General features: G+C 38.2%; 28 protein-coding genes. 23 read left to right on the plus strand and 5 right to left on the minus strand.

Translation table 11 applies throughout. The features are described from left to right. Positions 1–6: 6 nt before the first annotated feature. Positions 7–642 carry a YigZ family protein gene (locus EV282_RS03045; RefSeq protein WP_130293688.1) on the minus strand — a complete coding sequence of 212 codons (636 nt, stop codon included), beginning with the start codon at positions 640–642 and terminating at the stop codon, positions 7–9. A 312-nt stretch (positions 643–954) separates the two neighbouring features. Here EV282_RS03045 and EV282_RS03050 point away from each other — a divergent pair, with 312 nt between their 5' ends. Both EV282_RS03050 and EV282_RS03055 read left to right on the plus strand, forming a co-directional pair. Further along, positions 955–2,103: a sensor histidine kinase gene (locus EV282_RS03050; RefSeq protein WP_130293690.1), complete on the plus strand. Its 1,149-nt coding sequence runs from the start codon at positions 955–957 to the stop codon at positions 2,101–2,103. Between the two features lie 12 nt (positions 2,104–2,115). Further along, positions 2,116–2,847 carry a response regulator gene (locus EV282_RS03055; protein WP_130293692.1) on the plus strand — a complete coding sequence of 244 codons (732 nt, stop codon included), beginning with the start codon at positions 2,116–2,118 and terminating at the stop codon, positions 2,845–2,847. Positions 2,848–2,968: 121 nt separating this feature from the next. Here the strand turns inward: EV282_RS03055 and EV282_RS03060 are convergent, their stop codons facing one another. Next, positions 2,969–4,774 (minus strand): ATP-binding protein, encoded by a 1,806-nt coding sequence (locus tag EV282_RS03060; protein WP_130293694.1) that lies wholly within the window; start codon positions 4,772–4,774, stop codon positions 2,969–2,971. Positions 4,775–4,928: 154 nt separating this feature from the next. Here EV282_RS03060 and EV282_RS03065 point away from each other — a divergent pair, with 154 nt between their 5' ends. From EV282_RS03065 to EV282_RS03135, 15 genes are all read left to right on the plus strand, one after another. After that, entirely contained in the window at positions 4,929–5,852 is a 924-nt protein-coding gene (locus EV282_RS03065) for an ROK family protein (protein WP_165389335.1), read from the plus strand. A gap of 138 nt (positions 5,853–5,990) precedes the next feature. Then, entirely contained in the window at positions 5,991–6,839 is an 849-nt protein-coding gene (locus tag EV282_RS03070) for a DegV family protein (protein ID WP_130293698.1), read from the plus strand. 54 nt (positions 6,840–6,893) lie between these two features. Then, positions 6,894–8,390 (plus strand): DEAD/DEAH box helicase, encoded by a 1,497-nt coding sequence (locus EV282_RS03075; protein WP_130293700.1) that lies wholly within the window; start codon positions 6,894–6,896, stop codon positions 8,388–8,390. Then, complete coding sequence (locus EV282_RS03080) at positions 8,387–9,097, plus strand: ComF family protein (protein WP_130293702.1); 711 nt, start codon at positions 8,387–8,389, stop codon at positions 9,095–9,097. Before EV282_RS03075 ends, EV282_RS03080 begins: the two co-directional genes overlap by 4 nt. A gap of 82 nt (positions 9,098–9,179) precedes the next feature. Beyond that, positions 9,180–9,575, plus strand: coding sequence for a TIGR03826 family flagellar region protein (locus EV282_RS03085; RefSeq protein ID WP_130293704.1), 396 nt, complete (start codon positions 9,180–9,182; stop codon positions 9,573–9,575). An 88-nt stretch (positions 9,576–9,663) separates the two neighbouring features. Continuing rightward, positions 9,664–9,930 (plus strand): flagellar biosynthesis anti-sigma factor FlgM, encoded by a 267-nt coding sequence (locus EV282_RS03090; protein ID WP_130293706.1) that lies wholly within the window; start codon positions 9,664–9,666, stop codon positions 9,928–9,930. Between the two features lie 10 nt (positions 9,931–9,940). Further along, positions 9,941–10,399 carry a flagellar protein FlgN gene (locus EV282_RS03095; protein ID WP_165389336.1) on the plus strand — a complete coding sequence of 153 codons (459 nt, stop codon included), beginning with the start codon at positions 9,941–9,943 and terminating at the stop codon, positions 10,397–10,399. Positions 10,400–10,419: 20 nt separating this feature from the next. After that, positions 10,420–11,916 carry a flagellar hook-associated protein FlgK gene (flgK, locus tag EV282_RS03100; protein ID WP_130293709.1) on the plus strand — a complete coding sequence of 499 codons (1,497 nt, stop codon included), beginning with the start codon at positions 10,420–10,422 and terminating at the stop codon, positions 11,914–11,916. A gap of 9 nt (positions 11,917–11,925) precedes the next feature. After that, positions 11,926–12,804 carry a flagellar hook-associated protein FlgL gene (gene flgL, locus EV282_RS03105; protein WP_130293711.1) on the plus strand — a complete coding sequence of 293 codons (879 nt, stop codon included), beginning with the start codon at positions 11,926–11,928 and terminating at the stop codon, positions 12,802–12,804. Positions 12,805–12,867: 63 nt separating this feature from the next. After that, positions 12,868–13,449, plus strand: coding sequence for a DUF6470 family protein (locus EV282_RS03110; RefSeq protein WP_130293713.1), 582 nt, complete (start codon positions 12,868–12,870; stop codon positions 13,447–13,449). Between the two features lie 5 nt (positions 13,450–13,454). Further along, a complete protein-coding gene (gene fliW / locus EV282_RS03115) occupies positions 13,455–13,895 on the plus strand; it encodes a flagellar assembly protein FliW (protein ID WP_130293715.1) in 441 nt (146 codons plus the stop codon). 2 nt (positions 13,896–13,897) lie between these two features. After that, the gene (gene csrA, locus EV282_RS03120) at positions 13,898–14,131 is read left to right on the plus strand and encodes a carbon storage regulator CsrA (RefSeq protein WP_130293716.1); all 234 of its coding nucleotides are present in this window, start codon (positions 13,898–13,900) and stop codon (positions 14,129–14,131) included. A gap of 139 nt (positions 14,132–14,270) precedes the next feature. Then, on the plus strand, positions 14,271–15,104 hold the full coding sequence (locus EV282_RS03125) for a flagellin (protein ID WP_130293718.1): 834 nt from the start codon (positions 14,271–14,273) through the stop codon (positions 15,102–15,104). A gap of 432 nt (positions 15,105–15,536) precedes the next feature. Beyond that, positions 15,537–15,713, plus strand: a complete 177-nt coding sequence (locus EV282_RS03130; protein ID WP_130293720.1) for a YjfB family protein — start codon at positions 15,537–15,539, stop codon at positions 15,711–15,713. 133 nt (positions 15,714–15,846) lie between these two features. Next, complete coding sequence (locus EV282_RS03135; protein ID WP_130293722.1) at positions 15,847–16,161, plus strand: DUF5658 family protein; 315 nt, start codon at positions 15,847–15,849, stop codon at positions 16,159–16,161. A 31-nt stretch (positions 16,162–16,192) separates the two neighbouring features. Here the strand turns inward: EV282_RS03135 and EV282_RS03140 are convergent, their stop codons facing one another. Genes EV282_RS03140 through EV282_RS03150 form a run of 3 tightly spaced genes read right to left on the minus strand, consistent with a single transcriptional unit; the run spans position 16,193 to position 18,883 of the window. Continuing rightward, on the minus strand, positions 16,193–17,989 hold the full coding sequence (locus tag EV282_RS03140; RefSeq protein WP_130293724.1) for a hypothetical protein: 1,797 nt from the start codon (positions 17,987–17,989) through the stop codon (positions 16,193–16,195). Between the two features lie 5 nt (positions 17,990–17,994). Continuing rightward, positions 17,995–18,465, minus strand: coding sequence for a PulJ/GspJ family protein (locus EV282_RS03145; protein ID WP_130293726.1), 471 nt, complete (start codon positions 18,463–18,465; stop codon positions 17,995–17,997). After that, positions 18,455–18,883, minus strand: a complete 429-nt coding sequence (locus tag EV282_RS03150; protein WP_165389337.1) for a prepilin-type N-terminal cleavage/methylation domain-containing protein — start codon at positions 18,881–18,883, stop codon at positions 18,455–18,457. Before EV282_RS03150 ends, EV282_RS03145 begins: the two co-directional genes overlap by 11 nt. Positions 18,884–19,053: 170 nt before the next feature. Between EV282_RS03150 and EV282_RS03155 the strand changes: the two genes are divergently transcribed. From EV282_RS03155 to EV282_RS03180, 6 genes are all read left to right on the plus strand, one after another. Then, positions 19,054–20,331, plus strand: coding sequence for a hypothetical protein (locus EV282_RS03155; protein WP_130293730.1), 1,278 nt, complete (start codon positions 19,054–19,056; stop codon positions 20,329–20,331). Between the two features lie 39 nt (positions 20,332–20,370). Beyond that, entirely contained in the window at positions 20,371–21,102 is a 732-nt protein-coding gene (locus EV282_RS03160) for a PRC-barrel domain-containing protein (protein WP_130293732.1), read from the plus strand. Between the two features lie 159 nt (positions 21,103–21,261). Continuing rightward, complete coding sequence (locus EV282_RS03165) at positions 21,262–22,515, plus strand: VanW family protein (RefSeq protein ID WP_165389338.1); 1,254 nt, start codon at positions 21,262–21,264, stop codon at positions 22,513–22,515. Next, the gene (locus EV282_RS03170; RefSeq protein WP_130293736.1) at positions 22,512–24,176 is read left to right on the plus strand and encodes a GspE/PulE family protein; all 1,665 of its coding nucleotides are present in this window, start codon (positions 22,512–22,514) and stop codon (positions 24,174–24,176) included. Before EV282_RS03165 ends, EV282_RS03170 begins: the two co-directional genes overlap by 4 nt. 8 nt (positions 24,177–24,184) lie before the next feature. Further along, a complete protein-coding gene (locus EV282_RS03175) occupies positions 24,185–25,225 on the plus strand; it encodes a type IV pilus twitching motility protein PilT (RefSeq protein WP_130293738.1) in 1,041 nt (346 codons plus the stop codon). 1 nt (position 25,226) lies between these two features. Next, positions 25,227–26,435 (plus strand): type II secretion system F family protein, encoded by a 1,209-nt coding sequence (locus EV282_RS03180; protein ID WP_130293739.1) that lies wholly within the window; start codon positions 25,227–25,229, stop codon positions 26,433–26,435. Positions 26,436–26,463 lie beyond the last annotated feature (28 nt).

Raw genomic sequence — 26,463 nt, forward strand, 5'->3', positions numbered from 1 at the left:
ATTCGTCTACAAATAATCCTTTTCCAAATATTCTTCCTCACCTAATGTGATCTCACTCTGAGCATTCGTAAGATCTGTAATCCAGTCTTTAAATGAGTCTGCTTCTTTTATCGGTACATACATTTGAATTTCTACTTTCTCTAAGTAGTTCATTTCTTTTATGGGGTAGACCGAGTTGCGAAGTTCGTTTTCCATTTTTCCTAGAAGTGTGTAGTCGACTGTTATGTGGATGATCTGATGTAGCTGGCGCTGAACGACACCGATGTGGTTGAGGCCTTCTGAAACGGATTTGCCATATGCACGGATTAATCCGCCTGCGCCAAGTTTGATTCCGCCGAAGTAGCGGGTCACGACGGCAACCGTGTCTTTCAATTCCCTTTTTTTGAGGACTTCTAACATCGGAACACCAGCAGTACCGCTTGGTTCTCCGTCATCGTTTGCTTTTTGAATGTTGTCTGTTTTACCAACTAAATAGGCTGAACAATTATGTGTGGCACTGTTGTGTTCTTTCTTGATAGATTGGATAAAACTAATTGCTTCTTCTTCCGTCGTTGCTCGTGAGATATGTGCAATAAATCGGGATTTATCAATTACGATTTCGTGTTGGCCAGTTTCTTTGACAGTAAGATAGTCGGATAACATATATAGAAAAGCTCCCTTTATTAGTTGTAATAAAAATTTTAATGTCAAAATTGTCGAAAAATCTTCAATCCTGTCATGTTACATGATATTCTTCATTATAAGGTATTTTAAAACGTATTTAAATTTTTTAAGTTTTTTTAGTAAGAAAAGTCATAAAATTCCACTTCTTGGCGAATGTAGTATATAAGATGGATTAATGACTTCTCATTACTATCTATGTAAATGGATAAGAAGTCCTATATAAAAATTAGGCAAGATGGTTCTAGAACTTCCGTTTGTACTTCTTTATCGTTTTAATTGGGGGAAATTTACATGTCTGCAGCTAAATTAGCGATAGATCCACATTTATTAGACGGAATATTAAATAAAACCATCGATACGGTAACCGAAAGTCAATCGCAAATTTTTGAAATAAGCGAACAGTCCCGTCAAGAGTTTATGCAGCTAACCCGTGAACTTGATTTAGTTAAACAGCAGGTTATTGAAGTGATCGATAAGGCTGACCGAACAGAGGAATCTGCTAAGTATTCAAGAACACGTCTGGCGGAAGTGAGTAAGCATTTTCAAAAGTACAGTGAATCAGATATTCGTGACGCATATGAAAATGCTAATAAGTATCAGATCGAACTTTCAATTATTAGACAAACAGAAAAACAGCTTCGAGAAAAAAGAGATGAACTTGAACGGCGTATCTTAGCGCTTAATGACACTGTTCATAAAGCTGAATCTCTAGCAGGACAAATTTCAGTTGTTTTGAATTATTTGAACGGTGATTTAAGAAAGATTAATGAACTCGTTCAAGACGCTAAGCAAAAGCAGGAATTTGGTTTGCAAATTATTGAGGCGCAGGAAGAAGAACGAAAACGGGTATCCAGAGAGATTCACGATGGACCAGCTCAACTAATGGCTAACGTCCTTATTCGATCAGAATTGCTAGAGAAAATCTATGTCGAAAAAGGAACTGATGCTGCCCGTGCCGAAATAAAAGACTTAAGGGTAATGGTTCGTGACTCTTTAAAAGAAGTCCGCCGGATTATATATGATCTGCGCCCGATGGCATTAGACGATCTTGGTCTCGTTCCTACATTGGATAAGTATTTACGTAATGTAAAGGAACGATCAGGAAAGACAGTTGAACTGCATGCACTGGGACAATCCAGACGTTTTCCTACAAAAATGGAGATTGCCATATTCCGTTTGATTCAGGAATCTGTCAGCAATGCAGTTAAACATTCAGATGCAAACTTAATCGAGGTTAAACTGGAGTTTACTCAAAAGTTCATTTCATTATATATTCGAGATGATGGTAAAGGATTTGATACATCCAAGCCTGCAAAATCCAATTCCTTTGGCATGATGGGGATGAGGGAGCGGGTAGAACTCCTTGAAGGTACATTAAAAGTTAAATCCCGCTTGAACTACGGTACAAGTGTTTACATTCAAATTCCCATTCAAGACTAGGAGGGTTCACACATGAATAATGTTAATGTGTACGAAAATAACGCCTCAGCACCTGAGAAAACGAAAATAGCGATTATCGACGACCACCGTTTGTTCCGTGAAGGAGTAAAACGTATTTTAGATATGGAAGATCAGTTCTCTGTTGTAGCTGAAGGTGATGATGGTTCAGAAGCGGAAAGTATCGTCCGCGATCACAATCCAGATGTAGTGCTGATGGACATCAACATGCCGAACATCAACGGCGTTGAAGCAACTCGCCGCCTTGTGGAGAAGTCTCCTGACACGAAAGTGATCATCCTTTCCATTCATGATGATGAGACATATGTATCCCATGCTGTTCAGACAGGAGCATCAGGCTATCTTTTAAAAGAGATGGACGCAGACTCCTTGATTGAGGCAGTTCGCGTGGTGGCTGATGGTGGAGCTTATCTTCACCCGAAGATCACGTATAACTTGCTGAACGAATTCCGTCGTCTATCAACGACGAACAAAACACAGCAAAACAAAGCTGGATTTGTAGAAGTGGAATACCGCAAGCCATTGCACATCTTAACGCGCCGTGAGTGTGAAGTACTTCAGCTTTTGGCTGACGGACGCAGCAACCGTACGATCGGGGAAGAGCTGTATATCAGTGAAAAAACAGTTAAGAACCACGTGAGTAACATTCTGCAAAAGATGAATGTAAACGACCGTACACAAGCTGTAGTTGAAGCAATTAAAAATGGCTGGGTAAAAGTACGTTAATTGATGAGGAATGAGAAGACCTTCGTGTGAGAAGGTCTTTTTTTGTTGTAGTTATGGAACTGTAGTTTGACTCATAGGAGAGCTGCTTTTACTCATAGAAGGGCTAGTTTGGTTCATAGACTTAACATGCGCCAGTCATCTCTAATTCTTTTGCTTCACCTCTTGCCACATTATTAGGAAATTCCATCGATACCGTCGTTCCACTGCCTTCTTTTGACTCAATATGGATCTTCCCTCCATGATTCTCAACGATTTGATAGCAGATCATGAGTCCAAGACCTGGGTTACTATCTTTTGTTGTATAAAACGGCTGACCAAGCATCGGTAATATGTCTTCTGGAATACCGGGTCCATCGTCTTTCATAGAGATTTGAATCGTTTCATCTGATTGAGTGAGTGTGACAGTTATCGTTCCCCAACTTGGAATGGCCTCTAGAGAATTCTTAAGAACATTTAAAAACAACTGGGTCATCAGGTTTTCTTCACAATGGAAATCAACAGGTTGATCAGGTAGATTTAATTGAAATGTAGTTGTGTGGAAATCACCTTCATCATCCATAAATTTTAGGGAACGGTTAATAAGGGCATTTAAGTCATGATCTTTTTTGATAATCATATGGGGACGAGCTAAAATCATGAGCTGGCTGATAATAAAATTGATTCTTTCCGTTTCACGCAGCATGATACCTAAAAAGTGGTCTTTTTCGTTTGTTTCATCTTGTGACTTGAAAAGTTGAGCAAAGCCCTTAATCGAAGTAAGTGGGTTGCGGATTTCGTGAGCAAGACCAGCAGCAAGTTCACCAACGTAAGTAAGTGTCTGAGCTCTTTGCTTATATTCATGAGACTCCTTAACGGCAGTCATATCTTTCGCAATTCCTATAACCGCTGTAATGGTATTTTTTATCGAATAAGGAAGACTGGTGATTTCAAGTTCCACTTCATGGCCATCCTTATGATGAATCGTCAAGGGATGTTTAACGGTTTCACCCTCCATAACTCTTTTTAGGAAGTTCAATGAATTTTCGATTTGGTTTTCTTTTAACAAGTTCGTATAAGGCATTTTTTGAAGTTCTTCGAATGAATAGCCAGTAATGGATTCAATTGATTTGTTTGCTTTGATAAAATTCTGATCGGGACCGATGACAAATACACCCTCTGGATTAAGATCAAAAAGTGAATTATAGCGATGCTCGCTCTCTAAAAGTTCAATTCTCTGCTGAACAATTTTTTTCTGATCAAGTTGCTCCAATATATACAGAATGAGTACAATGCTCGTTGCCCCTAATACCAGTAAGGTTGAAAGGATATTTATGTTTGTAAGAGGAAACTCGTTATGCCAATTAAATGTAGGTGTCCCGCCGACCAACGCCATCTCACCGATATAATGCATAAGACTGACTCCGCTTGTCAGGGATAGGCTGGCTATGATCAGTCTAAACTTAAACGCTTGTAAAAGCAGAATTCGAAAACCTACCCACGAGAAAAAGAACGCAGAGCTAAAGGACAACAGTATCAAGGGTAAGTCTGTCTGAAGTGGCATATGGACATGCATAGATAGTAAACCTATTGAATGAACTAAAATTAATCCGAATCCAAAAATAATCACAGGTGCCCAAATTTTTTTTGGAAGCTTTTGCACGTTATACTGAAGAAGATAGAATGATACATAAGAAAATAAGATACCTGCTGCAAAAGCAAGTAACATAGTCTGGAGATCGTAATACATAGTGACCGGGCTTTGAATGGACAGCATGCCCATGAAGTGTGTCGCCCACACGGCAATACCCATTGTAACGGAACCTAAAATTAAAAATCGCTGCTGCATTTTTTGCTCTTCTGATCGTCTTTGAGCCCATTCTATGGAAACAAGTGCGAAGAGAAAACAAACGAATAGAGATAATATGACGATGTATAGATTATGATCCAATGGTCCTGCCCCTCCTTTTTAACCTATGTCACATTGTAATTTCTTCCAAATACGACAATTTCCTTCCTCAATCGAAAAAATATTTTTTAAAAAGATTAAACTTTCTTGTGTTGAAAAAATACAGAACGTTATATATTGAACGGTGGTGAAAAGCTTGAAAAAGAAATACATATTAGCAGCAGATGTAGGAGGAACTACAATAGAATGTGGATTATTTAATGCAGATGGAGAGCTTTTAAATGCCAAAACGTTAATCACGAGTGAAGTCATTTTGTCAGATGTTGCCGAGTGTCTGGCTGAAGAAATGAAACGGCGCATGAACGAACAAGGAATAACGATGGAAGAAGTGTGGTGTATTGGATTAGGTGTACCGGGATTGGTTGATACGGAAAAAGGAATGGTTTTGAAAGCACCTAGCCTAAAGTGGAATCGTTATCCGTTAGGTGAAAAACTGCATGATATTCTTGAAATTCCTGTTTATGTTGGAAACGATGTGAACACTGGACTGTTAGGAGAAATTAAAAAAGGAAGTCTGCAAAATGTGAAGCACGCTCTTTATTTCATGATTGGTACAAGTATTGGAGCGGGAGTACTCATTAACGGGGAAGTTTATGCGGGAAGCCAGTTCTCAGCTGGTGAAGTCGGATATATGGTGACGGATAATGATGTCTTGATTGATGGCTTCACGCCGGCCCGTCCTGGATATGGGTATTTAAGTACACAGGCAGGCGGGTTTGGAATCGCTCATAAATATGAAAAAGAAACGGGAAGGTCCGTAACCACTAAACAGTTGTTTAAGTTAGCAGAAGAAGGTGATCGAGGTGCCAGGAAGATTATTGGTGATGCGGTTAGACATCTTACAGCGGCCATTATAAATGCAGCAGCAATTCTGAATCCAGAGGTGATCCTATTAGGTGGAGGAGTTGGCAGCGAGCTTACTCCATACTTAAGTAAAATAGATGAAAGTCTTGAAAAATATGTACCTGTTAAGCCGGAATTGAGAATTTCGACTATGCAAAATCGCTCTGTTTTGTACGGTGCTTATTCGTTATGCAGCAAACGCTTAAAAGACCTTTAAAATCGTTAAAGGATACACTATAGAAAAGTCGAATACAAACGAAAGAGAAAAGTGAATAAGGTGAATTACTTTACCTGATGGTGTACACTGTTAAAGGTAAAGAAAACGAGATTTTTGCATAAGAGAGGATTAAAAAATATGAGCAAGGTAGCCGTCATTACAGACAGTACTTCATACATACCCGAGCATATCCGCAGTGAAAAGAACATTGTAATGATTCCGCTCAACGTGATTTTTGACAATGAAACATACAAAGAAGAAGCAGAAATAAAAGTAGATGATTTTTACGAAATGGTCAGTCGGGAAGAAAAACTGCCAAAGACCTCGCAGCCCGCGATTGGGGAATTAGTCGAGTTATTAGAAGAACTATCTAAAGACTACGATGAAGCAGTTATGATCACACTATCCAGCGGAATTAGCGGGACATACCAAAGTGCAGTCGCTGCTGGTGAAATGGTAGAAGGTATTACCCTGCATGTGTTCGACTCTGAAATAAGTTGTTCACCACAAGCTTTTTATGTGTTAAAAGCGGCAGAGCTTGCAAGTAAAGGTGCAAATGGATATGACATCATGAACGAACTGCTACAGATGAAGAATAATGGAATCCCAGCGTACTTTTTAGTAGATGATTTAAATCACTTACATCGCGGAGGCCGATTAAACACAGCCCAGCTTTTCGTAGGGAATCTATTGCAGATCAAGCCAATTCTTCATTTCGAAAATAAAATGATCGTTCCATTTGAAAAAGTCCGTACGAAAAAGAAAGCGTTGAAGCGTATTTTTGATCTGATGGATGAAGATTTGAAGACTGATGATAGAGTGACTATAAGTGTCATTCATGCGAAACGTGAAGACGATGCAGTTGAGATTGCAGAAGAACTTCGCGAAAAGTATGTGAACGCAGATATTTCGATCAGCTATTTTGGCCCGGTAATCGGCACTCACCTAGGTGAAGGTTCACTCGGAATCACTTGGATAAAAGAATAAGAATAATATTGGAGAGATGAAAATGCATTCTCTAACACACCAGGAGACAACTCAATGAGGTTTGTCTCCTATTCTTTAAACAATCGTTTAATAGTTGCGCCTGAAACACTTGTAGAAAACCCTGATTTAAAGCCAGTTCCTTTTGGAGAACTTCCTGAAATAAAACCCCAACCTCTGAAATCTTTGTTTGAGTATAGTGAAAAACTCCAGCAAATCCTCTATGGTAAGATGCTACTTCTTGATGAACTTCCTTTTCTTTTAGAAAATATCCAAAAGCACTTTGAGAATGGTTTTGTCATGTACAACCCCGGTGTTAAGAAAACCAAGTACGGGTGGCAATGCAATCGATGCGGTAATGAGAATAATCATTTATTTGCTTCATTTTCTTGCTTTCGTTGTAAAAGTGAGAGCTGTGTTTATTGCCGGAACTGTATCATGATGGGTAGAGTAAGTGTGTGTACGCCTCTTTTGTCTTGGACAGGTCCAGAAGTGGAACATAAATTAAATCATAAGTTAACGTGGCAAGGAGAACTTTCGGCAGGACAGCAAATCGCTTCTGATCGTTTTGTTGAACAAGTCGGCAAATGTGGGGAACTACTGGTTTGGGCAGTATGTGGAGCGGGAAAAACCGAAGTTCTATTTCATGGAATAGAAAAAGCATTGAAGATGGGCTTTCGTGTTTGCATCGCAACACCACGTACCGATGTCGTTCTTGAACTCGTGCCTCGTCTAAAAAAGGCTTTCCCAGATACTTCAATTGCCAGCTATTATGGCGGATCTGAAGAAAGAGGAGCACCTGCACAATTAGTCATCTCAACCACGCATCAGCTTTACAGATTTAAACAAGCGTTTAATCTTCTGATCGTTGATGAAGTCGATGCGTTTCCATATTCCTACGATAAAACTCTTCAGCATGCTGCTTCTACTGCCGCACACCCCGATGCTCTTCATCTTTACCTTTCAGCAACTCCTTCCCGGAAGATGAAAAAAGAAGTCATTCAAAACAGACTCCCTTGTGTAAAAATACCGATTCGATTTCACGGATTTCCTTTACCAGGACCCAAATTGATTTGGAGTGGAGAGTGGAAGAAGCGTTTAGAAAGAGGAAAATTACCTCCTGCTTTTTTGAGATGGATTAAGTCCCAAGCTGTTTGTGGAAGGCGGGCAATGATTTTCGTACCTTCTGTATCCAGCATTGAAAAAATAACTGAACTTATAAGAAGACATGTAGAAGTCATCGTTGATTTTGTACATGCAGAAGATCCGCTAAGAAAAGATAAAGTAGAACGATTTCGACAGGAAGAGATTCAGCTTCTAGTAACAACAACGATTTTAGAACGGGGTGTAACGGTTCCATTCTTAGATGTTGTCATTTTTGGTGCAGATCATGAAGTGTTTTCTGAAAGTGCACTCGTTCAAATGGCAGGCAGAGCTGGCAGAAGCAAAGATGATCATAATGGACATGTGCTTTTCTTTCATTACGGAAAATCTCTCAGTATGCTAAGTGCCATAAAACATATTCGGGAAATGAACAAGGAGGCGGGATTTTGAGTTATTGCCTATATTGTCATCAATCATATTCAGAAACATGGTCTTGGGCAGCACTTTTTGGACTAAATGCTGAACCTTTACTATGTCAGTCATGCACTTCGAGTCTTGAGTTGATTATGGGGGATATTTGTAGAATATGCGGAAGACCATTTTCATTATTTCCCGAGCAATATCGACATGGTGATTCTTGTTACGACTGTATTCGGTGGGAAGAAGATGAAGAATGGGCAGGAGTCCTGCAGCAAAATCGGTCACTTTATGTCTATAACGATTTTCTGAAAGAGGTCATAGCAAATATTAAATATCGGGGTGATGCAGAATTAATGAAAGCTTTTTATCCGATTATTCACAAAACATGTAAACCAATGATCAGAGACTCTATTCTTATTCCTGTTCCGTTAAGTGATGAAAGACATTACGAAAGAGGATTTAACCAGGCGGAACTGCTTGCTAGAGGAATTAATAGGAATTTAAATTTTTCACTAAAAAGAAACATTCACGAAGAGAAACAAAGTAAAAAGAACAGAAAAGATAGAGTTAAGAATAAGTCAAATCCATTTGATATAATTAATTCTGAAGAGATTATAGATAAACGAATCACTTTAATAGATGACATTTATACGACGGGTAGCACATTGCGATATGCGGCTAAAGTCTTATTGGACGCAGGTGCAAAACAAGTTTCTTCTATAACACTGGGAAGATAAATAAAGACATTGTCCTGTTAAAACCTAATTAACATCCTCCGATATATAAGGAAGATATATAGTTTGCTAAGGAGCGGGAAATATGGACAATGTAATAAACTGTCCGCAATGCGGAAGGTTATTTGTGAAATATCTTCGTGAACATTGCGATGTTTGTTTTAAGGAAGAAGAACAACAATATGACAAAGTTTATAGATTTATAAGAAAAAGCGAAAATCGGAATGCCACTATAATAGATGTAAGTGAAGCTACATCTGTATCTGAAAATAAAATTATATATTTTATTCATCAGGGAAGAATTCGAGTAAAAGGGTTTCCGAACTTTACCTATCCCTGTGATGGATGTCAAAAGCCTATAAATGATAGTCGGCTATGTCAGGATTGTAAAACTCGAATTATGGCTGATCTTTCAATAGAAGATTTAATTAAAAAGAAGCAACAAGAAGTCTTACCTTCTTACCATACTGAGGACAAATAACCTATATTCTTTTCATTCTTTAAAGATTTTTAGGGTTTTGCCGATATAATTAATAGGAGAAAACAATCTCTAAAAGAGGTGACGAATTATGCGTATAAACTATTTTAATTCTATACAAAACAACCCTTATAAAAAACAGGTGCATGATATGAAACAAGAAAAAGTTCAGTCTGGATATAAAAGAGATGAACTTCAGATTTCTGATGAAGCGAAAAAGCTTTTATCCTCTTCAAAATTTGAACAAGATCGTGCTGACAAAGTAAATGAAATTAAGAATCAGTTAGATAAAGGAACATACAAAGTTAATGTATCTGAAACGACGAAATCAATTATTAACTTCTGGCAAAAGTTATAGGAGGTCATTCATGGAAACGGCACAGATGACATCATTGCTTGAACGATTATTGAAATCTCATGAAGATCTTTTAGCTCTTGGAGAGCGTAAAACAGAAGTTCTAAAACAGGGCGATATGAAAGCTCTTGATGCATTATTAAAAGAAGAAGATCTTCAAGTGAAAAAACTGCAGTCGATTGAAAAAGAAAGATTGATTAAGTTTGCGAATGTGACTCTTGGAGATATGCTGGAACAAGCAGAAGATCCTGAAAAAGAAAGACTTCTACATTTACAAGAACAGCTTGTCCAAGCTTATGAAATTCTTAAAAGCAGGAATGAACTAAATCAAGAATTGTTGGTGCAATCACTTCAGTATGTGAATATGTCTTTAAGCATGGTTCAGCCGCATACAGAACCAGCAACATACAGCAACTTAAAGTCCAATCCATACAATACTAACGCAGCATCTCTTTTTGATTCAAAAGCTTAAGCATAACGGAGGAACTAGAAATGACTTCAACTTTTCACGGATTAGAAACGGCTCGCCGAGGAATGTTCACGCAGCAGATAGCTTTGCAAACAACAGGGAACAATATTTCTAATGCAAATACCCCTGGCTATTCTCGTCAACGAGTTAATTTTTCGCAAACAGAAGCTTATCCTGCTCCAGCAAGGAACCGTCCTCAAATCCCTGGACAGATGGGAACAGGAGTTGAAGCCGGATCTATTCAACGCGTTAGGGAAGGCTTTCTAGATACACAGTTCCGAGGCGAAAATAATAAATTTGGTTTTTGGGGTGCCCGCAGTGAGGCGTTACAGAAGATGGAAGATATCATGAATGAACCATCTGAGAATGGGTTAGCTAAAACGATGGATCGGTTCTGGCAATCTCTACAGGATTTAGCTGTTAATCCAGAAGATTCTGGAGCTCGTTCGGTTGTTCGCCAGCGTGGTCTGGCAGTAGCTGAAACATTCAATTATCTATCAAACTCGTTGTCAACTATTCAAGGAGATCTTAAAACGCAAGCAGAACTCAATGTCACTGAAATTAATGCACTGCTTGATGATATCAATAGCATTAACAAGCAAATTAGTGAAGTAGAGCCCCATGGTTACTTGCCTAATAAATTATATGATGAAAGAGATGCATTGGTAGATCGTCTATCAACTTTAGTGAATATTGAAGTGAGTAAGAGTCCAAGCGGAGGTAAGCCTGACTCATTCGCTGAAGGGCTTTACGATATTAAATTAGTTAACGCAGATGGAAGTAAAGTTAGTTTGTTAGAATCCAATGCACAAAAAGTAAACTACTTATCCATTCAATATGATGGAACAAATAAGTTAGCTAATACGATTACTGTTGATGGCTCAGCTATTAACTTGAAGGATTTTGCAGGCGGAAAACTTAAGGGATTACTTGAATCCTATGGATACAATGATGCTGGAAAAGTTAATGGCATCTATCCAGAAATGCTTACAAAATTAGACGAAATGGCGTATCAGTTTACTGTTGAATTCAATACTGTTCATAAAAGTGGTACAGGCTTAGATGGGAATACAAACTATTCTTTTTTCAATGAAATAAATGACATAGCAGGCGCCGCAAAAGCTATTACTCTTCATTCTGATACTGACAATCTGGATCATATAGCAGCTGCGAATAGTAACTTTAATGGTGATGGAAGTAATGCTCTTGAACTAGCAAAAGTCAAAAATACAAATCTGCCTTTTGGAAGTGGTACGGCAACGCTGCAAAGCTTCTATGAAGGAGCTATTGGTAAGATGGCTGTTGATGCTCAGCAGGCTGTAAGATTAACAAATAATTCAGCCGTTTTGACAGAATCAGTTGAACAACGAAGAACTTCCGTAAGTGGAGTATCACTAGATGAAGAAATGACAAATATGATTCAGTTTCAACATGCCTATAATGCTTCAGCTAGAAATATCACAGTGATTGATGAGATGCTTGATAAAATCATAAACGGCATGGGCGTTGGAGGAAGGTAGGTACAGTAAATGCGAGTAACTCAATCAATGTTATCTAATAACATGCTTCGTCATATCAGTCAAAGCTATGAACGAATGGGGAAAACACAGGAACAATTGTCTACTGGTAAAAAAATCAGCCGTCCTTCAGATGATCCCGTTGTAGCTATGAAGGGAATGACATACAGAACGAATTTAACAGAAGTAGAACAGTATAAACGCAACTTATCTGAAGCATACAATTGGATGGAAAATTCAGATGCTGCATTAGACAAAGCTACAAGTGTTATGCACCGTATAAGGGAATTAACTGTACAGGCAAGTAACGGCACTATCGAGGATTCACAAAAAGAGATGATCGCAAAAGAAGTGGGACACCTTAAAGAACATCTAGCTTCTATTGCAAACACTAAAGTAGCTGGAAAGTACATTTTTAACGGTAATGACACGACAAAGGCACCGGTTGATTTATCTTCGAACCCTCCAACCGTATCTATTAATCAAGAACAAGTGAAAATAGAAATGTCCAAGGGGATTGATGTTGCCGTAAATATTAATCCAACAAAAGTATTTAATACAGATATTTTCGGTGATATTGCTGAATTGGAAGAAGCTCTAAAAGGTAACAACACAACACCTATTAATGACTTTCTAGGTAAATTGGATACTAATATCGACAACTTACTATCAGAACGTGCTGAGCTAGGAGCAAGATACAATCGAGTTGAACTAATTGATGCTCGGGTGGGTGAGCAAGAAGTGATTGCCAACCGCATTCTTTCTGATAATGAAGATGCAGATATTGAGCGTGTTATTACAGATTTAAAGATGCAAGAAAGTATTCACCGTGCAGCACTATCTGTAGGGTCAAGAATTATTCAGCCAACATTAATGGATTTCTTACGTTAATTAGAAGAGCTATCATTTGATAGCTCTTTTCTTGCAATAGATAAAACTTTTGGAGGGAGAAATATGAACTTTCCTCAAATTAGAATGGAATCTACTTCTGCTAAAATCGGAATAAAGATAAGTAGTCCAATACAAAAAATCCAACAGCAACCAGCAGACTTAAGGATAAAACAACCGAAAGCTAATTTAGAAATCGAGCGTACACCATCACTATTGACCATAGACCAAACGGAAGCTCGAGCAGATATGGACTTAAAACATATTTCTAGAAGAATTGAAGAGTTTGCACAAAAAGGTTACGAAGATTGGCTAACCGGACTTGCTAGGGTGGCTCAAGAAGGTGATGACCTTATGAGCATTGAAAATGGTGGCAATCCGATTCTAGAACATGCGAAAATAAACAGTGAAAGTCCCATCTATGAATTTAACATTGGTTTTATCCCATCGGTTAACAGCGTTAAGATTAACTATCAGCCTAGCAGTGTAAAATTAAACTGGCAAACGCATAAGCCGGAAATTGATATTCAAGTAAATAAACCATATCATCAATATATACCTGGATCTGTAAGTGTTAATCTGACACAAATGCCTTCTTTAAAGATTGATTTCGTAGGTCTACATGTTGATGAAAAAAGTAAAGGATGATTAAATTGATACTTCATACAAAATTTGAAGAAACAATTGAAGTTAATGAATCGGAAATATTGCAGTTTGAACATGGCTTGCCAGGTTTTGAAGATGAAAAACAGTTTGTTCTTCTGCCAATAGAAGGGACTCCTTTTTCAACATTACAATCAGTAACTACAAAAGAACTAGCTTTTTTCACAACAAATCCATTTCTTTTTTTTAAGGAATATGATTTTGAATTAATAGAATCTGTACAAGAACAATTAAAAATCAAAAAAGAAGCAGATGTACAGGTACAAGTCATCTTAACGATTCAAGATCCATTGGAGAAATCAACAGCAAATCTTCAAGCACCAGTAGTAATAAATGTTAAAAAAAAATTGGCTAAGCAAGTAGTACTTTCTGATAACAGATACAGAACAAGGCATGAATTATCAGAATCTAGCTTAGGACAGGAGGGTTAAGCATGTTAGTATTAACCCGAAGGTTACAAGAAGCAATTAAAATTGGTGATAATATTGAACTGACAATATTGTCTATAGATGGAGAACAAGTAAAGCTAGGGATTTCTGCACCAAAAAACATAGACATTCATCGCAAAGAAGTGTTTCTAGCCATTCAACAAGAAAATAATGAAGCAGCACATACCTCATTAAATGTATTTCAACAATTAAAAAAATTAAAAAAGAATGAAATCTAGTTAAACATGTTTCTTTTTTCTCCGATATTAATGATGTAGGGACAAGCAGTACTTTTAACGGCCGTAAAAGTAAGGCGAGTTTCAATAAAGAATCCTACCACAAGGACGTGGGCGGAACACATTCAAGGAGGAAATTAAAATGAGAATTAACCATAATATCGCTGCATTAAATACCTATCGTCAGTTGAATACTGCAAATGGTGCACAAGGTAAGTCAATGGAGAAATTATCTTCAGGACTTCGTATTAATCGTGCGGGAGATGATGCAGCTGGTCTTGCTATCTCTGAAAAAATGCGTGGACAAATTCGTGGATTAGATATGGCTTCTAAAAACTCTCAAGACGGAATTTCATTAATTCAAACTGCTGAAGGTGCTTTAAACGAAGTTCATTCAATTCTTCAACGACAAAGAGAATTAGCAGTTCAGGCATCTACTGATACTAACGTAACAGCGGATAGAACAGCTCTACAAGATGAGTTCGACCAACTCTCAGAGGAGATTAAGAGAATTCATGACACTACTCAGTTTAACACGATGAATCTACTTGACGCTTCTGCTGGTACAGCCGGTGTTCTTAAGCTTCAAGTAGGAGCTAATGCGACTCAAACAATGGATTTAGACCTTTCTACTGCTGGTATTAAGTTAACAGATCTGCATACAGCTGTTGCTGCACTGACACTTGATTCCAATACAAATGCAAATGCTGCTATGACAGCGCTTGATACACAAATTGCAGCAGTTTCATCAGGACGTAGTTATCTAGGTGCAGCTCAGAATCGCTTAGAGCATACAATTAACAACTTGAACACGTCTTCTGAAAACTTAACTGCCGCAGAATCTCGTGTTCGTGACGTAGATATGGCCAAAGAAATGATGGAACAAACAAAGAATTCTATTCTTTCTCAAGCAGCACAAGCAATGTTGGCTCAATCTCAACAAACCCCTCAAGGAGTTTTACAACTCTTAAGGTAATGATGAGAAGGGCGTCTAACTTGGTAACGGGTTAGAGTACCACTGGGTGAATTGCTGGAACTTCCTTAGAGCCTTTTATCCCACAACGTGATTGGAAACGGTGAGCGTGACGGGTTTAAAAATAAAAGGATTGGATAATCAGCAGCGAAGCTCCTAAGAGGAAACTCTGGAGAACGTTCAACGACTAGGAGATACTGTCTAAGGCAATCGCTATGACAATGAACTCCGTAGGGCGGTAAAACCGTTCGAAGTGCCCAGCTCCTTGTAAACAAAGGATGAAGATATAGTCTATTCTATGATCGAAAGACATAGCCGCGAAGCAAGCGAACCAACAACCACAAGGAGTTCTTCAACTTCTTCGTTAATTTTAAACTTACAAAAAGAGATCTTAGCTTCGTCTAAGATCTCTTTTTTAATAACAGGAGGTTTTCTATGTACATTCCAGCTCTATCCATCATGCTAAACCAATCTCAACTCCAGCAGCAAGCTAATCTCTCTGTCATGAAAATGGCGATGAACACCGCTCAGCAAAACAGCGTAAACTTTACAAAGATGCTAGAACAATCGGTTCAACCACACTTAGGAAGTCAAATCGATTTAAAACTGTAAAAAGGACTCTTAGCCGAGTCTTTTTTATTTTTACTTCTATATTCCGACACCTCCTGTCGCTATTTGATGCACAATTCTAGTAAACTTCCTTTCTGAAACTGGGTATACTCCAATTAAGAGAGGAGGGAGCTGGATGGAGAGTGTGTTTCAGGTACAGCGTCATCTTTGGATATGCGTATGTTTGGCTGTTTTTAATGCTGCTGATGCTTTATTCACTCATCGGCTTCTCTTAAAAGGTGGGACTGAATTAAATCCTATTATGAATGCTCTATATATGATTAATCCAATTCTTTTCTTATTCGTAAAGTTTTTATTCTCATATTTAATTTTTATTATCGGATTTGTACCACTGATGGATAGAGTTAAAACACTGCTGTATATTGCGTTAACTCTTTATACGTTAGTGGTAATATGGCATCTTATTTTAAACATTTTACTGTTCTCATAAAATTAAAAGCTCTCCCGGAATGGGAAAGCCTTTACTCAATTTCTCTTTCTAATTTTGTGATTGCTAAATCTTTAACTTTAGGAAGACCTTCTGGCGGATTTTTAATGAGTTCGGGATTATAAATAATTCTTAATCGAGACTTTGATGGAGAGATTTGAGTCTGGTTCGACTGGAAATTATATAATCCATTCGTTCGCTCATCGTCATATCCTGAGCCTGGTGTAACTTTCCCTCGGGTTGCATTCAGTACAATTTTTCTTCCGAATACTCCACCTTGAATTTCCACGTTCGATCCAACCCCGTAGATTTCCAATAGTTCTTCAGAATAAAAGAATCCTCTAATGATATTCGGGTTATCTCCAAATACATTATTATTTGCAATCAGGATAGAATCACTGCCGAATAGTACAAGTGATTTTTCAACTCTGTTTGAATCTGTTGTACCTTGCAGCCTGGAGTAGCGAATGGTAGTCTTTCCTGTTACATAGATCGTAGAATTGAACTTAACGTTCGCTCCCCAAATCGTTAGATCTCCGTCAATAAAGATAGGTCCATCAATTTCAAATTTATCGTAGTAGTTTGTATTGTAGTGATAGATTCTAGGGTCTCCAATGGTAACGTCGCCGCCAAAATAAGCTCCTTCTTTAAATGTGAGTTTGCCCCAATCATCAGGGCGGCTCGTAATGTTGATGTTCCGGTATGGTGAATATCCTTTAGTACTCAGACGGTTAAAAGTAAAACTACCATCTATTTTTATATCATTATTAGAGTTTACAAAGACGTTTTCATTTTCGTACCGTATTTTAATATTTTCTTTATGCGGATTGTTATTAAAGTTCCCATCGTGTACCTCTGATACTGGGAATGAAGAATGGCTATTTGAGTAATAATACTGACTCTTTTGCCCTGTAATATCAATAGGAGCAAAAGAAGGTGATTTCGTTTCTACAATAGGGACGTATTCTTTGTTAGGTTCTCTATACTCTGTAAAGGCTGAGTTAATATTTTTCTTATTGATTTTTTGATAGCCATATCCTGATAAGAAGTCAGTTTCTCTTATATGTGAACTGTAGTTTCGATCTGATGTAAGTTTATAGAGGTTTCCAGGCAATATTAATTGTGCCGGCCTTCCATTCTGCCCTTCGACACTTGGAAGATCGGATAGAATCCAGTTCGTATCTGTTCCTACAATTCCTTTATTTTTTGTGATTAAATTTTTCTCTACATATAGATCACCTTTAATGGCAACTCCCCCATGCAAAAACATATTGCCATCATCGCTTCGCGTCGTACATCCTTCTTTCCCTTTACACGGGTTATATGCTCCAACAGCATATTTTAGTGCCTCAGGAACTTCTTTAGCTCCTAATTTTATTTTTGTGATTAATGTTTTTTTCTTTCCGTTTACAATCGCTTCACTGTGCAGTGTCATAATCTGTGATAGATCATCTGGCGATGATGCGACCTTGTAGCGGTTGTAGACTTTAACCTTCAAAGTTCCGCTGTCTGATTTCAGCTCTGATTCAGGCAAGAATTCTGCCTTTGCATCGCTTACTTCATAAGGGTCTAAAAGTTTTGAGATGGCACCATCGAATTCACTAACTGGGAGATCTAAGAGCTTCTCTGTTTTTGATTCCAATAATGCGGATAAGTAGTCAATCCCTTTTTCTGCAAGCTCAACCGATTGAATTTGAGCTTCACGTGCATCAGTTTTCTTTACTCCGTTGAAGGTCGTGGTAATTAAAGAGAGTCCAGTTACAGTAAAAATAACAATCATTAGAAGAACAATAATCAGTGTATTTCCTTTTTCAGAAAGTATCTTCTTCATTTTACTCACTCCTTCATAAGTCCGAATTGACTTTGTAAAGATAATGGACGAGCGTTTTTATTTTTTTTGCTCTTTATATTTAAAACGATCTTAATGCTGTTATCAGCTTTTATAATAGTTGAATCTTTAAAATCAAAATCGTTAGTACTGATTGCTTTTCCGTCTATTACAGGTTTATGACCTGCAAAACCGACAGAAGTGGTTTGTGACTCATCTTGGTAGACTAGCAGATTTTGGCTTCCAGTTGATACATCTTTTACTTTAGAAGCTGGAGCTGTATAAAGTACATCAATGATTTGTGACATAACCAGGTCTGCTTCGTCACGAATCATGGTTTCTGTGTAAATTTTATTTTCTGTCTTTACTCCGTTTAACAAAACAAAATAGACAGCAGTACCGATAATAGAAAAAAGGAATAACGAGAGGAGAGCTTCAATTAGCGTAGCTCCTTTTTGGTTAAGCAGCTTAGTCAGCATAATTTACATACCCCTCTACTGATGTGTGTTTTCGTTTATCTTCTGGACCATAACTGATGGTGACCTTAATAGGCAGAAGTTTAATGGTTAATTCTTGATCAGATTGTTCAGTAGCTTCAATTTCAATATCGTAGGTAACATTGTTAATCATCGTTTGAAATAATTGTTCGCAGTCGGCAGTGCTGCAGTTTGACTTGTCGTATGTATGCGTGAAAGGTGTTATTCCGTAGGTGGTGTAATCATGATGAATCCTTTCCAGTGTCATTCTGGCAAGGTTTGTAGCAACTAATTTGTTGTTATTGCTAGAAGATATTTGATTAGCTTGTGTAAAGAATTGAGAGATGCCTATAACTGAAACAGAGAGGATTGTTAAAGAGATGAGCACTTCTATTAAAGAAAATCCTTTATCTGATAGCATTGATTTACACCTCGTCTTTAGTTTTAGGCAAAAAGAACTATAAAGTTTCATATTTCTATTTTATTATACATTATTCTTCAGAAAATTTTGCTATTATTGGATGTTTTTTAGTAAATTTGTAGTATTATAGATAAAAATAGATTATTTTGGTAATAGAAGGTGAGGATATATTGACCCATTTTGTTATTTTAATTATTTTTACGATGATCATAAGCTCAATATTTTATTTTTATCCACCGAACATTCCATTGAAATTTAAAATGATTCTTATAGGGCTATCATTTTTTCTAGCATTGTGTGGCTTGTTTCTTGTTAATAATCTCTCTGTATGGAACATTTTAGGTGTCATAGTTGGAGCGGCATTTATCTCTTCATATTTTGCCGAAAAACAAATGAATCTAGCTGGAATAAGCACTGGTCCAACAGAATTTTTTCTTCCGATCTCAGAAGACAAACCAGAGGAAGTTTCAGTAGATAATATATCTGACGAAACCCGAGAAAGTGCTGCAACTTTGGATGTGCCACCTGAAGACGTTCAAATTGAACCTATTGAAGACATACAAGACTTACATATGGAAGAAAAGATAGAGTCTAAAGTAAAAGATAAGACAGAAGTTGAAGAAATCCAGGCTGTATCTGATGAATTAGAAGAATTATCTCAGCTAGAAATCGAATCTATTATTCCGACAGAAGAAGTTGCGGAAAATGAATTTTCATTTTTACTAGAAAGCAGAGAAATCATGGCAGATGAGTTTATAGACAAACCTGTTCTTACCGATATAAATGAAGAAGTTATCAATCAGCGCTCACAATTTTTAGATGAAATGGATCAACTCGAAGATACATTGACTGAGCCTGAAGAAGAATTGATAACTATAGAAGAAGCAGATTCTATAGATTTGTTAGAGATAGAAGAGTTAATGGATCCAGAGGAACAAATCTTTGAAGAAAAACAACATGAGATTGAGGAAACGAGTGACATGCAAGAAGTTCTTGCAATGGACGACCAATTCGATGAACTTGTTTCAATAGAATCAGAGATTACGATGATCGGCGAAATGGATGAAAGAGAAGTACCTCCAGAAATAAGAGAGACTTTTGAAGAAGTTGAAACCTTAGTAGATGTAAATTGTGAAACAGAAGAAGTCATCTTTACTAAGGATATGGATTATGATGTGCAGGACATGCTATTAAACACACTTTCATTTTATCAAGAACAAGGTGATGAAGAATCATATCAAGTAATGCTGCACTCCATTATTAGTCAACCATTATCAGATAGAGACTTTTATCTATTTTCTAAGCTTTTGCTAGATTCTTATGTGAAAGTTGATGACTCTGCACATATGAAGGAAATATTAACAGCCATGAGTGAGAAATTAAGGGGTTATTCCGTTATAGCCGAAGAGACTGAACGGTATTTTGACGCTTTGCCAGTAGGCGTTTAATCAAACATATTTCAAAACATAAGAGATTGGGTGAGTGTAATGAAAAAAAGTAATCAGTTTATAGCTTTACCTATCATCAGTATCGCTGATGGGGCAGAAGTAGGTCACGTAAAGTCATTAGTTGTTAATCCAAAACAAGGAACAGTGGATTTCCTGACGGTTGAACATGGAGATTGGCAGATTAGTGTTCGGGCAATTCCGTTCAAGAAAATTGTTGGGGTTGGTGAGTTTGCAGTTATGATCGAAGACAGTACATCCATATTCGATCTAACTGAGATTCCGATTGCTAATGAACTTGTACAGAAGAAAATAAGTGTAGTCGGTGCTAAGGTCATAGACAGAAAAGGTCAGCTTATCGGTGAAACTACTGAATTTTTTATTGATGATGATAATGGTGCAATTCTTGGTGTAGAGCTTTCATCACCTTCTAAAAAGATGGTACTAGCAGCAGATCAGCTTATTACATTTGGACGAGATTTGCTTGTTGTAAAAGAAGAAGCTCAACTGAATTTCTTGGATAGAGAAGAGTTGCTTTTAAATGATTCAATACAAGATGAAATGGAAGCAACGAATGAAGATGTCGTTATAAATCACGTTATAGAGAAACAACTTGCACTGTTAACAGGCAGAACAACAACAAAAGATATTTTTGAAAGAGATGGTAAGCTTTTATTCCCTAATGGTACAACACTAGAAATAGAAGATGTGAGAAAAGCACAAGAGAAAGGTCCTGCCGTTCTAGCTGAACTTTCTATGAACGTTGTAGGCTAAAAGGGAGCTATGGCTAAAAGAGAATTCAATCCAAAAAGCTTTCTCATGATATTTGTATCCATTAGCCTTGCCTCTCTTTTTCTTTTCTTTTCAAGTGTTTTTGTTACAGACGTATACTCTAATATTTTCGAGGAAGAACGATTTGGTAAGGGGGTCCGAGTGGGCTCCATACTTGTTGAAGATGCCACAAAGCAGGAAGCAGAGTCTATTGTAAAAGAAGAAATTTCTGAGTGGCAGAATCAATATCCGGTATATCTTTCTTACAACGAACAAAAAGTTCAATTAAGTCCCGATACGTGGCTCTTTCAGGTTGAAGAAAGTGTCCAGAAGATTTCAGGAAATTCTAATAAACTGCTTGTTGAATTAGATAAAGAATCTGTTAAGAGTTCAGTGTTTAAATTAAATGTTACTGGGCTTGAAGAATTGCTGGATGAAGAGATGCTTTATGCTCATTTAAAGCAAGTTGGAGCAAAACTTCCAACAAGTAATCTTGAAATTAATATTAATGAGTTCCTTACTACTTTTGGTCAGGCTGAGGAAGTGGTGAGCCAGAGTACAGTTAAACTTCCTGGTGAACATGTTTTACTCGCTGACTGGATTAAAGGTTTGCATGGTTATGAGATTAAGCCAGGCAGTTCATTTTCCCTCATCCATGCAATCGAAGAAGTCAGTCTGACCGCCCAAGATTCAATAGATTTAAATGTTTTGGCAAGCGGTATCTATACAGCGGTTCAAAAAACGAACTTCACTATTGTTGAACGTCATACATCGAGAGAATTGCCTGAATATGCTGAGCTTGGGTTTGAAGCGTTTGTGAAGCCTGCTGATATGGACTTTTCTTTTCAGAATCCAAATGCTGCGCCTTATAAACTGGAGTTTCTAATAGACAAAGATCATCTAGTGGTTTCGATAGTAGGTGTACCACTTCCATTTACATATAAGGTAAAAGTGGATAAACAGGTTTTTAAACCAAAAACGATTATACGTTTTAATGAGCAGCTTGCAAGTTTTTTAAGTTCTGTTGTTGTGGATGGAGGAAGTGAAGGATACTTGGCGGCGGTCTACCGTGAATCATTCGGTTCTGGTGGTGAAGTTGTTGAATCAATTAAACTCTCAGAGGATTTTTATCCGCCTAAGCACCGTATTGAGGAGAGAGGTTATCCGGTAGAGGACAAAGAGGTTCCTGATACAACAAATCCTGAAAACGGTATTCCTGTAATGCCTTATCCTTATCCAGTTTATCCATACCCTGCAAATCCTTTTGATCCGAATGCTCCGGTCATTCCAGGCATTCCCGGGATTCCAGGTGCTGATGCACAGCCACCAACAGAGAATGTTAAGGACAATAAGGTTGAGGAAAAGAAAAAAACTCCTTCTGATGACGAAAAAGAATCCGGTGGTGAGGCGAAGTGATTGTTCAAAAAAAGCGTCTTGGTGATCTTTTAGTAGAGTCTGGTTTAATAACGGAAGATGTTCTTCAGCAAACATTAAAAGAAAAACGCAGTAACCAAAAGCTTGGTGACGCCTTTATTGAAAAAGGTTTACTCACTGAGCAGCAACTGATTGAAGTTCTGGAATTTCAACTTGGAATTCCGCATATCAGCCTGTACCGATATCCAATAGAAGAACAGGCAATATCTATTGTTCCGAGAGAATTTGCTAGAAGACATTTTCTTATGCCGATCAAAAAAGATGGCGATAAACTTTTCGTTGCCATGGCTGATCCGATGGACTTTACGGTTATAGATGATCTTAGACTTACCACGGGATTTCAAATTGAACGGGCTATCTCTGCAAAAGATGATATTATACGCGCTCACAAAAAGTTTTACGATATTGATGATTCAATGGAAGAGTTTCTAGATCTTCTTCCTCAGGGAGCTTCTCTTAAGGATGATAGCCGCATTACGGAAGATGACTCTCCTGTTGTAAAGCTTGTAAACCAGCTTATTCAACAAGGGGTTCAGCTTAAAGCAAGTGACATTCACTTTGATCCTCACGAAACGAAGCTCGTTGTTCGTTATCGTATTGATGGCATGCTAAAAACGGAGCGAAGTCTTCCAAAGCATATGCAAAATATGCTAACAGCACGGATTAAGATTATGGCTAACTTAAATATTACGGAAAGCCGTCTTCCACAGGATGGCCGTATAAAAATGAACTTGGACATGCATCCTGTTGATCTGCGTGTTTCAACACTTCCAGCAATCTATGGTGAAAAGATAGTACTCCGTATTTTGGATCTGGGAAGTTCATTAAACAAACTTGAAAATCTGGGCTTTAACAAGCTGAACATGCAAAGGTTCGAAAAGCTTATTAAACAGCCGAACGGAATCATACTAATTACAGGCCCTACAGGATCAGGGAAATCTTCCACACTGTATGCGACATTAAACAAGCTTAATACAGAGGAAGTGAACGTGATTACTGTTGAAGATCCTGTTGAGTACCAGCTTGGGGGGATTAATCAGATTCAAGTTAATTCAGCAGTAGGGTTAACGTTCGCAAGTGGTTTACGATCCATTCTTCGTCAAGATCCTGATATCGTCATGGTTGGGGAAATTCGTGATACAGAAACCGCTGAAATTGCGGTACGTGCATCATTAACAGGGCATCTTGTGTTAAGTACGCTCCATACAAACGATTCCATCGCAACGATTGCTCGGTTAACCGATATGGGAGTAGAACCGTTCTTAGTAGCAGCTTCTTTATCTGGTGTTATTGCACAAAGACTTGTCCGAAGAGTTTGCCGGGATTGTAAGCAGACATATAAAGCGACAGAACGTGAGAAAGAGATTTTCGCAAAACGCGGTATTAAAATTGAAGTCATCTCCCGAGGTAAAGGATGCGGGATGTGCAACATGACGGGATATAAAGGCCGAATTGCTCTTCATGAAGTATTGGTGATCGACGAGCATATCCGTCAGTTGATCATGAACAACAGACCGATTGTTGAACTAAGAGATTATGCGATGAAAAACGGGACGATCTTTCTGATTGATGACGGATTTCTCAAAGTAAAACAAGGTTTAACTACGACAGAAGAAGTTTTGCGAGTAGCAATCAATGAGTAGGTGCTGACATGAAGGAAAAGTTGGAACAATGGCTTAGAGCAGCCTTTCAATTAAAAGCATCAGATGTACACCTTTCTGTTGGGATGCCTCCTGTTTTTCGAATTAACGGGGGACTGAAACGATACGGAAGTGAATCTTTAACGCCTGAAGATACGCAGCAAATTTCTAGGATTGTAATCGATGAAAAATACTATTCCGAATTTGAAGAAGTGGGAGAGATTGATATTTCTTATGGCATTCAAGGGTTGTCTCGATTCCGGGTAAACGCCTACCGCCAACGTTCTTGTGTGAGTCTTGCTTTTCGAATCATTCCAACGTCGATTCCTACTTTAGAAGATTTATCGTTGCCTGAAACAGTTAGAAAGATGGCGATGAAACATCAAGGCCTTGTTCTTGTTACGGGACCTACAGGAAGCGGTAAATCCACGACTCTTGCCTCGATGATCGATTTTATGAACCGGACGATGAGCCGGCACATCATTACGTTAGAGGACCCGATCGAGTATTTGCACCGCCATCGAACGTGTGTGATCGATCAGCGTGAAATTGGATTTGATACGAACAATTTTGCCAATGGTCTTCGTTCTGCATTGCGACAGGACCCCGATGTTATTTTGCTTGGCGAAATGCGTGATCTGGAAACCATAGCGACCGCTATTACGGCAGCCGAAACGGGTCACCTTGTATTAGGCACATTACATACTACCAATGCTTCGTCAACGATTGATCGTATCGTTGATGTGTTCCCGCCTGAACAGCAAGGACAGATCCGAATTCAGTTGGCATCAGTATTAGTCGGGGTAATGTCGCAAAGATTACTTCCTACTATCGATGGTAAAAGACGCAGGGCAATAACTGAGATTTTGGTGAACACGCCGGCAGTAGCAAACTTAATTCGCAATGAAAAAATTCACCAGATTCATAGTGTCATGCAAACGAGCAAGAACGCAGGCATGCATACGTTTGAAATGTCAGCCAAGGAAGCTCTTGAAAAAAATGAAGTTTCAAGAGAGTTCGTAGAGCCATATCTCCTGGAGAAGGGGGGATGAGATGGCACAATTCAGTTATGTGGGCCGTGATAAGAACGGCAAAAAGCGGTCTGGATCGATTCTCGGACTATCAAAAAGAGAAGCGGTTTTAAAGCTGAAGGAAAAAGGCATCGCCGTAACAGAAGTTCAAGAAATGAAACAAACGTTGCTAAACAAAGAGATAAACATTGGAAAGCAAGTGAAATCACAGCAGTTTGTTATTTTCTTAAGGCAGTTTGCTACATTGCTGAGGGCAGGAGTATCTGTCGTCGATTCTACAAACATCCTGTCAGCTCAAACCGAAAGTAAAGCATTGCAGAAGGTATTAGCGGACGTTGAAGAGGAATTGCGGTCAGGAAATCCGTTATCTATGGCGATGAGCAAGCACCGAGCTATTTTTCCTCCTATTGTAATTAATATGGTTTCGGCGGGAGAGGCAGGCGGAAGTCTCGATGATACGCTTGATCAGCTTGCTACCTTTTTTGAAAAACAGCACTACACGAAGCAAAAAATTATATCAGCTATGATGTATCCGATGATTGTAGGAGTGGTAGCAGTTTTTGTAGTCATTTTCCTGCTGGCAAAGGTTGTACCTACATTTGCGGCAATGCTCCAGGATGCAGGAGGAGAATTGCCAGGTATTACGTTGTTCGTCTTAGGAGCTAGTGATTTTATGCAAGAATTTTGGTGGGTTCTTTTATTATTTGGACTATTAATCTATCTTGCTCTCATTTTTACTCTCAGAAACAAAGCTAGTAAATACTATTTTGATTACGTGCTTTTAAAAGTACCTGTGTTTGGAAAGCTGCTTCAAAAATCAGCGATAGCCAGGATGACTCGCACATTAAGCTCACTGTTCTCAAGCTCTGTTCCCATTTTGCAATCTCTATCAATTGTAGAGAAAGTGGTAGAGAATGAGGTGGTTTCAAGGGTTATAAAGGAATCAAGAGGCGCTCTTGAAGCGGGTCAGCGGTTAACGGAGCCAATGAAAAAACACTGGATTTTCCCGCCGCTCGTAACCCAAATGATTTCTATCGGGGAAGAAACAGGTTCTTTAGATGAAATGCTTGCTAAAGTGGCTGATTTTTATGAAAAAGAAGTAGAAACTTCTACAGATAGATTAAAAGCTTTAATTGAACCTTTGATGATCGTTTTTTTAGCATCCATTGTTGGTACAATCGTTATTTCGATTATTGTGCCGATGTTTGAAGTGTATAAAACCATTGGTTAACAGCAACAAAGCAATAACAAATAAATTA

The organism is Fictibacillus sp. BK138, from assembly GCF_004216955.1.
GTDB lineage: Bacteria > Bacillota > Bacilli > Bacillales > Fictibacillaceae > Fictibacillus.